The organism is Vibrio genomosp. F10 str. 9ZD137, from assembly GCF_049974785.1.
Classification (GTDB): domain Bacteria; phylum Pseudomonadota; class Gammaproteobacteria; order Enterobacterales; family Vibrionaceae; genus Vibrio.
In genome coordinates, this window is record NZ_JBNGCJ010000327.1 from 1 (window position 1) to 9,094 (window position 9,094).

A 9,094-nucleotide genomic window follows, 5' to 3' on the forward strand; every position below is an offset into this window, starting at 1 on the left:
GGCAGAAGGGGCTGGCGAAGTGGTACACAGCCTGGAGACCATGAGCCAATTTGTTAACGACATTAATGATCTCAGCACTCAGATAGCCACCGCAGCCGAAGAACAAAGCAGCGTCACCCGTGAACTCAGCCGAAATATGTCTGCAATCAACGACATTGTTGTTGAACTAGACAGCAACGGTAAACAAGCGTTAAATGAAGCAAGTGACATTGATAACGTCAACCGACAATTGATTGAAATCGTTGGACGCTTCAAATTGTAGTGCTTATTTTGGGAACAAGAACTGCCACTTGCATCAAGAACCACTGCCATCGAGAACCCTTGGCATCACGAATCACTGGCATCACGAATCACTGGCATCACGAATCATCACTTACATGTCACAAGCTTCGTGACAAAGCAGTTTGTTCGTAAAGACTTTTGTGTAAAAACTGTTTACCAAAAACTTTCTATCAAGAAATAGCGCTGCAAAGGCTCGGTATCAAACCGGTTTGGCAGCGTTCATTCTTTCCTCTTTAGCTTCTTAAAACAGACAGAGAGCCTATCGCAGAGGGCGGATCATTGGCCCATCACGTTATTCACTTTCAACGTCGATTCTCTTTCGGGTTTAACTTTATGAAATTATTAGATTATTCAATCATGTATCTTCCATCTACATTGGTTTTTAGCTATATTAATCAGATAATTGATAATAAAGATAATAAACAACACAGTGATGCCGCACTATTATATTCAGTCGCGACGTCTCTTAAATTCGACACAACGAGGCAAGGATGGCTAAAGACTTCTTCACTCATTTAGATTTAAATCTGTTACGCATATTTCTAGTTATTTACCAAGAGCAGAACCTTCAAAAAGCATCAGCTCGCCTCCATGTGTCGGCTCCTGCATTAAGTAAGTCTCTCAATAAGTTACGGCACCACTTTGATGACCCATTATTCTTAAAAGTCCCTAAAGGATTAAGCCCTACACCTTTTTCTGACAAACTTGCGCAAAAAATCACGCCTACGCTCGATGCGCTGAATAACAACATTAAGTCATTACAAGAGTTTTCACCGAGTGACTTAAGTGGCAAGCTCACCATTGCTATCTCACCTTTTCTATTACATGCCATAGGAAAAGACCTATTTACTGAAATCCACCTCCAAGCGCCTCACATTGAGCTTCATTTAGTCAACTGGACCAAAACATCTCTTGATGATATTTCTGTAGGCACCGTCAAACTCGGCATCAACTACGATCTCTCGCTTTCACGCAAAGACATTGCTCGTCACTTCATCACCAAAGACCACTTTCGAATTTATGTTAGGAAAGAACATCCAGTGGGAGGCGATTACATTACGTATTTAGAAGCCCAGCAGTACCCCATCGCAACCCTCATTGCTGCTGATTGGAACCTAACCGAATCGTTCGCAGAGAAAGTGATTAGAGAGGTTGATAAAACCCTTGAACCGAATATTGTTCTTCGTTCTGAACTTCCGTCCGCGATTTTAGAGACCATCGCAGAGACGAATATACTGTTTCCTTCTACAGGTTACATTCATATCGATCGATACCCTAGCCTGAAAGCCTTGATGCCTGCCGATAACGAAGAGCACTTTGTAAGAGACATACTTGTGTATTCTTCCATCAAGGATAAAAACGATTCCACCCAACAATGGTTACTTAGCATCACGACTCAGATTCTAGAAAATTTGCAGAAGAGCTAAACGTGCATTGCACTCCCATTAAGCACATCGCTCTTAACCAACGGTTAATAGCGATGTTCCCTTTTACGAATGGCTCAAAAATCTAACTCTCTCTATTCTCTACTCATCGGAAACACAAATTCACCAGTCTATCGATGAACGATAAACACAAACTTGTAGAGAAACTTATTGATGAAAAAAACCATTTTAGCTACGTCTATTCTTTCTATGATTTCGTTTGGTACATTTGCACAACAAGTGGATGTTGCCAAAGCGAATCAACAGACTCGCATTGTTATCGATACTCAAATGGCAGAAATTGACGCTTCGGTTATCGCTAAACTTGAAGCTCAAAATAGTTCGATTGCTGCTGTTGATGGTCACTTATACGAGAAAGACAGCCAAGGTGGTTGGGCAATGGTAGGGGCAACTTCTGCCGCCTTATTTGCTGGATTGGTGAGTGGATCTTCAAGTAACACGTCGGGATCAAACAACTCAGACTTACCAGGTAACTTGCCTATTATTGATGCAACTAATCCGGTAGTAAATGCGCCAGACGCTGACAATGGCCGTCAAGTCGACCAAATTGCTGACAACATGTGGCAGGTATCAACTCACGGTGAAATCGATGGCTACTTGAGCATTGAAAACGGGACTGTTTACGTTCGTGATAGCGACTACACACTTGTTACTGAATGGACACCAACCTTAGGTCACCCTATTCACAATAATCCATCCAATCCGATTGAAGTAACGCCAGACGCTGACAATGGCCGTCAGGTAGCTAAAGTAGGTGACAACGTTTGGATGATGACAACGCACGAAGAAGTTGATGGCTACATCGTTGACGAGCGCCAGCACAATGACGGCGTGAAGATCTACGACGAAAATGGAACGCTAATCAATCACATCACTGGTGACATCAGCGCAGACGGCGGTCACATCGAATCAACTAAAGGCGGTGAAATCCACATCACAGTCGACAGAGAATCAGGTCGAATTGATGGCGTTTACTTGAATGACGTGGCTCAACAAACCGTCGACAACATCAAGAGCCACATTGGTTTAAACCCTAATTTTAAGAAGAACCTTCAACAACTGAAAAACCGCGTGATGAACGCTCGCGGCTAACCGAAAAATGAACGGTGAGCCCTGCTTGATGCGGGGCTTACATTTTATCCATGAATAGGGACATCACTTACTGAGATTTCTGCTTTGCTTATTAGAGCTTTTCAAAACATCCTCTTTTTCATTATTCCGTTTTCAGCTTTAGTTGTAAGTCACATCGCCTATAGCGCCGATCCGAATACCACATTCCATACTGAATCAAATTCTAATGAAGAGTTTGACTATGTCGAATTTGTCAATCAGACATTTGACGTCACAATGAGCCAAAGTGATTTTTTGGGTGACTACTCAAACCAATACGTATTGACACTTAACGCGTCACACAACCTTAATGACGATTGGCGTTTATTTGGTTCCGTCGACTCAGACAAATTTGGTGATATAGGGTTAGGGTACTCCTTCTTCTTATTTGACACCGTATACAATGAAGTGTCAGCTTCCGTTGGTGGAAACACCGATAAAACGGGCGTATATACTATGGGCATATTTTCGGCATTCAAATACCAAGACGTCGTCTTCTTTTCCAATTTTGACGCTCAGTACATTGATCGACAAAATCTCTCAATTTCACACCTAGATACACAAATTAGGCAAGAACGTATTTATTTGAACAAACTGGTTGGCGCAAGCTACGATGTGAACGATTGGCTAAATTTATCGACCTCTTACGGCCACGATAAACAGCACTACAATAAATTGTCATTCAAAAAGATCAACAATAACTATCGTGAGACACCAAACCACGCAGACCGCTACATCAACCTGGGATTTACGCTCAATCTTTGGGGCGTCAAACCGTATTTATCGCACCACTTTGATTTAAACAATTCGGATTGGAATTACTGGGATTTCAGCCTTTCTTTTGATTTTTAGTCGCACTACAAATACCCAAATTCTCAAGCATCAAATATCGATTAACATCACCTGAACCATAAATACATTTCTTAAACAGAGTGTCTGATCGTGTTTTTGTTTAATCGGTGATAGCTTTATCAATACAGGTTGATTGCTGGCTGCCATGTCAATGCAATGCAGTGCAGTGCAGTGCAGTCTGTTTTATAGCTTGTGTAACCTCTAGCAAGCTTATCATGTCCTGTATTTTGCCCGTAACCCCTACGGGCTTTTTTTTGTTTTCTACTTTTCCTTTATATTCAAAGCACTTGAAGTTTTTTATTCGCATTAAATCACTCTCCAGCATCAATGACACTCTATAGCAAGCGCCTAGTAAACACACCGTTTCATTTCCATCTATACCAAGCTTTGCCAATATTGCACTGCCTTCTGAGCACAATGAATAGCAAAACGGTTTGCCCTTGCTCATTAAGGTGAACGTTCGTTGAGGCGGACGGCTATCAAGCAATTTACTAAACGTTTTGTTGGAGAAAACAATGCCAATCCCAAGAGATACCAAAGCACAATTTATCGCAAAATCCCGTCGTCTATGGGGAGACCGCTTTGGTTATAATGAAGTCCACTACTTGAACAGCCGTACGCCTGTGTTACTGTGGTGTAAAGAGCACAATGAGTCTTTTTCACAAACCCCAAAATCGCATTTTTCCGCTAAACATGCTTGCTGTCCATTGTGCTACAAAGAACTTGCTGGTACGTTTCAGAATGCATGGCGCCAAAAGCGTCAAGAAACGCCTTCAGGTCAAAACATGCGATTCCACTCGCTCATGAATCAAGTATTTACACAATAATCACAGCCAATTATTTGGTGTCTTCTGTCTGCTTCAAAATTAACACGCACAACACAGTGGGCCGTTAACACACAACGCCCACTCTATTGAGTAAAGCAGAGCGGGCATTTCTTAAGCGAACCCGTTAATGACAACAATCCGTTACAGGGTGTAATCAAAAACCAACACCCCGACCTTGTCTTTGCCTCCTGGATTTTTTTCGACCTTCAAGTAAGGTCCTACGAATTCTTTAAATTTTTGATGGTTTTTATCAAAAAACGCAGGAGAATTGATTGCTGGTGTTCCAACGTAATAATTGAGATCCCCTTGAGACAAAAAGCTCACGACAAAAGCAAGATCATAGCCCTTTCCTTGTCCTTCTCGACTCATGTTGTGACTGCCCGCTTCAATATTGTGTATGTATTGCTCACCGTCACGAGTGGACTCCCTCAACGCTAGAAACCTGGTAATTATTTCTTTTCTTTCAGCAACGGTGACCTCATCTTTCAGGTCAAAGAGGACCATATGGCGAATGAACCCTGGCTTAAAGCTGGGCCTTGTGACTTGTACATAATTTTTCGCAGGAATAGGCTTTACCGTACTCGAATATTCATTCTCATTTCCGCTTAAATGTGCCATTGCAGATAAGGATAAAGTTGCGCTTAACGCTACCACCATTGCAGTTTTCATTGAATCTACCCTTTATAATTAGATCAATATTTAATTTCATGAGAATAACGAGGCAATGACAAGTAAACAGTGTGTTTTAAACTAAAATAATCCCGCTAAGTATCTCAATGTAGACTTGATACTAAGTCTGATCCTTTAATGTCTACTAAAATAGTTACTTAAAAATACAACAACTCATTTAAATAGACATCCTCCGGTTAATAACGAGCATTAAAATTAGCTACAAATTAAAACCCAATAAAATATAATCAAACACTTTGTTTACTTATAAAATGGCTCTCCTTTCGAGAGAGGAGCTTTATTCGATAATTAAAATTATTCTTAGAAGTGGAGCTGACTACTATTCATCGCATTATATTTACTCACATTTCCCCACACACCTTGGGATATACCATATTTTTCCCAAACGGGTACCTTATTAAAATGTTTCAGATGATTCTGTGTATTTAACGTATAAAGGGAGGTAGTACCCGTTAAAAATGACACGGTATTCCACAGCCTATTTTCCTCACTTCCTGGTTCAGTAAAAAACAACGCGACAGCGCCTTTACAGCACCTAAATTAACGGTACCATCACAAGTTGTTACTTTTTCTTCCACACCTATCTCGGTCATTGTGGTCATTTCAACACATACTTTGATAGTGTCATCACGAGTGGTTGATATTAAAAACGCCTCGACACCGGTCCCTTCATCTACTGGGCTTTTATCTCGTAGAGGATAAGAACCATAAGACAAGAAGCCTTTGCTGACTTTACTGATCTCCCAACCAGCACCAAGATCACTACCAGTATAAAGCTCTTTAAGAGAAATATGTTTTAATGTATGACCAGTAGGGATATTTTCATATACGGCTTTTAAAACAACTTGATTCCTTCCATTAGAATAAATAGTGGCATATGAACCTCCAGAACCTGTTATTAATGTAATATTTGCTTTTTCAGGATCATCAAACCCAAACGTATTTAGGTCATTAGAAAATGATACAAAAGACACAAAAGAAAGTAATACTACTAACGTTTTTATAATTAGTTTTTCCATAGCTAATTTATTAATGTTCAATAACATAAGTTACTCCTAGTATTATTAGGTCACATTTGTTTTATTAAAAATAAGAAAACATAACTGTAACAAAAATTAAAAAAAACAAAACAAAGCTGAACACTTTGTTTTGTTTTGTAAAATTTGTCCTGTGAAACTTACTGTTAACGATAATATAGGCAGAATCTACGGATGGTTCATTAGGCAATGTTTATGCTGTATGAATGGGAATTATTAAGGGGAATGAATAACAACCTTGCTATATACAAAATTTTTACAGGCTCTAGGTGGGATGTGAGTATCGCTTGATCGAATCAATTGATACAAACACCTATTTTAAAAAAAGAAAGTTAGGAAAAAATAAAGTTAGGAAAAACGAAAAGAATTGGCGGGTGACATATAACTCGTTAGCTACCTCTACTCACTAACGCTGCCTAGCGAGTTAACATAGTATACAAAGCTTCGCTGGCTGCTAACGCATAAGGCCTCACCCGTCCAGGTATCTGGCTGGGGTGAATCTCTGGCCCGAGTATCCCAACCCCGACGGGTTTCATGTACTCTAACTGAAGTTGAATAACACCACCCATAACTGCATTTGCCATCACCAGGCCATGTTTTGTCTCGCCTTTTTCGATGATACCGAGCACTATCGCGCCATCGATATTCACCTGTGAAAGCTCTCTTGAAAGGGCCAATGGCACCTCCATAGCGCCAGGGACCCAAGTTTCATTGATGATCGACATGTGATTATTTTTCGCGTTTTCGCGCACTTCATCGAGCATATTGACTGCATGATGCCTATGAAATCCGCATATAATAATAGATACATTTTTATTCATTATTCTTACCTACTTAACTATTAACTATTAACTATTAACTATTAACAGTAATATTTTTGAAAGATATTTATTACCTTATCGATAACTAACTCTATAAGGTTAACGGTCTACCTTTTTCCAAATATTCATAAATGGGACATCTTCTGACTGAAGTTTAAAGTCGAACTTCGCATAAAAAGGGGCAACGTCTTTGCCACACATTAAACCGATAAATGCACCCGACTTTTGTTTTGCCAATTTATTGATATTAGACATAATATTTTCCATTATTTGTTTACCTACGCCTTGATTTTGGTATTTAGGGCTAACGATAATATCTTGAACATAAAAGTACAAAGCACCATCGCCAACGACTCGGCCTATACCGATAAGTTCATCTTCATAAAGAGCGCAAATTGAAAGTAAAGAATTCTTCAACGCCAAATTAGCTCGATATTTTTCTATCGATTCCCAGCCAACAGATTGCCTCAATAAATTATACTGATTGACTGTTGGCTCTCTCAGTACGAGTCTTAACTGGTTCTTATTCATAATACTTTCCGGTTATAGATACGACCAATGCTCACCTAGGTTAATGTACGCAGCGGTTAATATACGCAGCTTGTTTTCCTTAAACAGGCAAGCACTCTAAGTCAACATCTTCCTCTTTCAAGAGGTTCAGGTATGTCTCAGACACCATATTGATCATTTTCTTTTTAGGGTTCATCTTATGGTATGAAATATAAACAGGGAGCTCTAACGTACCTATTTTGTTTATCTTTTTTAAATCAACACCCGAATTAACAAATTTTCTAATCGACGCTTTGTTTAGAAGCACAATGAGCGGCAATTCTTTTGCCACTTTTAGTAAGCTATCAATATCGGGAAGAATTAACCTAGGTAGAGATTTCACTGTACATTCGCTATCACAGCACTGATCAATAAAATCAACAATGAAATTATCATTACTCGTATTGCCTAGATCAAGCATGGCCAAGTATTCTATTTTGTTACTATCATTGTTGATTTGATAAAATGAATACTCATCAATATACAGTTGCTTGTTTTCCACAGCGATAGAGTCAAATTTGTAATACGACAACACAATGTCTAGATCACACGCTCGAAGTTGACTGTACATTTCCCGCTCATTAAAATACTCACTCGTTATTGTGACTGACAAGACTCTCCCTGAATCTTTTCTGTAGTCATAATAATTCGAGATAATTTCACCACTTAGATTCATTTTTATTTGAGGTAATACACAGGCTTTGATGCTTTCATGGTTCATATATTCATTCAATTGATGAGATAAATTAATGAGCATCGAGTTTGTATCAACCTCATGATACAGGCGCCCGCCTTCTCGTGTGGGCTTAAATTCGTTTTTATCCGAATAAAATAGTTTCTTTTTAACAATGGTCTCTAGATCATTCAGTGACCGAGACAATCGACACAATGGTATGCCCGTCTTAAATGCAGCGGCTCGCAGGCCATCGTAACGGTAGATCGCTTCAAAGTGGATTAATAATTCCGATAAATTCGATATATTCTTCATATAGTTGCCATCCTAATTTGACACGATATATTTACACTAATTTGACATCGCTTCCAAAATAGTATTTATTTGATGCTTGATTTGTATTAGTATTCGATTACTTAGCTATATTGACCAAAAAAACAATAGCCACAAGTAAACACGATGTTTCATCATTAACCCTTTCTAATTTGGCACTATCTATATCAATTGATAATTAAACGTTTATAATTGATTAGTTTCATTCGATTTATTTTGGCCTATTTTTCTATTCACTTGTGTTATAAGTTATAATCATTTTCTCGATTAAAATGGCTATATTTCCTTCTGGCAGCGATTTATAGAGCATGCCTCTACCGGTCATATACCGTGTGCTCACAGCCATGAGATGTGAGAAATAACGCATGACAAAAGAGCTCGTGCTGAGCATCAAGCGGGTGTGTGAATTGGATATGAGGTAAGGATAGATCTCAAAGAAAGGGGGCGGGAGGTTCGCTAGCGAATTTGCGGTTAG

The 9,094-nt window shown here is 39.2% G+C and carries 9 protein-coding genes and 1 pseudogene; 5 read left to right on the forward strand and 5 right to left on the reverse strand.

The window, feature by feature from the left end; all coding sequences use genetic code 11:
- From ACP45E_RS06620 to ACP45E_RS06640, 5 genes and pseudogenes are all read left to right on the forward strand, one after another.
- Window positions 1-262 (forward strand): annotated as a pseudogene (locus ACP45E_RS06620) (methyl-accepting chemotaxis protein); the annotation flags it as partial.
- Between the two features lie 511 nt (window positions 263-773).
- Window positions 774-1,709: a LysR family transcriptional regulator gene (locus ACP45E_RS06625; RefSeq protein ID WP_017040828.1), complete on the forward strand. Its 936-nt coding sequence runs from the start codon at window positions 774-776 to the stop codon at window positions 1,707-1,709.
- A gap of 171 nt (window positions 1,710-1,880) precedes the next feature.
- Complete coding sequence (locus ACP45E_RS06630; RefSeq protein ID WP_069584820.1) at window positions 1,881-2,819, forward strand: hypothetical protein; 939 nt, start codon at window positions 1,881-1,883, stop codon at window positions 2,817-2,819.
- An 84-nt stretch (window positions 2,820-2,903) separates the two neighbouring features.
- Entirely contained in the window at window positions 2,904-3,689 is a 786-nt protein-coding gene (locus tag ACP45E_RS06635) for a hypothetical protein (protein ID WP_017038888.1), read from the forward strand.
- 515 nt (window positions 3,690-4,204) lie between these two features.
- Window positions 4,205-4,516 carry a hypothetical protein gene (locus ACP45E_RS06640; protein WP_017038890.1) on the forward strand — a complete coding sequence of 104 codons (312 nt, stop codon included), beginning with the start codon at window positions 4,205-4,207 and terminating at the stop codon, window positions 4,514-4,516.
- Between the two features lie 141 nt (window positions 4,517-4,657).
- Here ACP45E_RS06640 and ACP45E_RS06645 read toward each other — a convergent pair whose 3' ends face one another.
- The 5 genes from ACP45E_RS06645 to ACP45E_RS06665 all read right to left on the reverse strand — a co-directional run bounded on the left by ACP45E_RS06645 (window position 4,658) and on the right by ACP45E_RS06665 (window position 8,601).
- Window positions 4,658-5,185, reverse strand: coding sequence for a Dabb family protein (locus ACP45E_RS06645; RefSeq protein WP_017038891.1), 528 nt, complete (start codon window positions 5,183-5,185; stop codon window positions 4,658-4,660).
- A gap of 473 nt (window positions 5,186-5,658) precedes the next feature.
- On the reverse strand, window positions 5,659-6,252 hold the full coding sequence (locus ACP45E_RS06650) for a hypothetical protein (protein ID WP_017038892.1): 594 nt from the start codon (window positions 6,250-6,252) through the stop codon (window positions 5,659-5,661).
- Window positions 6,253-6,659: 407 nt separating this feature from the next.
- Complete coding sequence (locus ACP45E_RS06655; protein WP_017035285.1) at window positions 6,660-7,064, reverse strand: 6,7-dimethyl-8-ribityllumazine synthase; 405 nt, start codon at window positions 7,062-7,064, stop codon at window positions 6,660-6,662.
- Between the two features lie 99 nt (window positions 7,065-7,163).
- Window positions 7,164-7,595, reverse strand: coding sequence for a GNAT family N-acetyltransferase (locus ACP45E_RS06660; RefSeq protein ID WP_017035286.1), 432 nt, complete (start codon window positions 7,593-7,595; stop codon window positions 7,164-7,166).
- Between the two features lie 79 nt (window positions 7,596-7,674).
- Entirely contained in the window at window positions 7,675-8,601 is a 927-nt protein-coding gene (locus ACP45E_RS06665; RefSeq protein WP_017038893.1) for a helix-turn-helix domain-containing protein, read from the reverse strand.
- Between the last annotated feature and the right edge of the window lie 493 nt (window positions 8,602-9,094).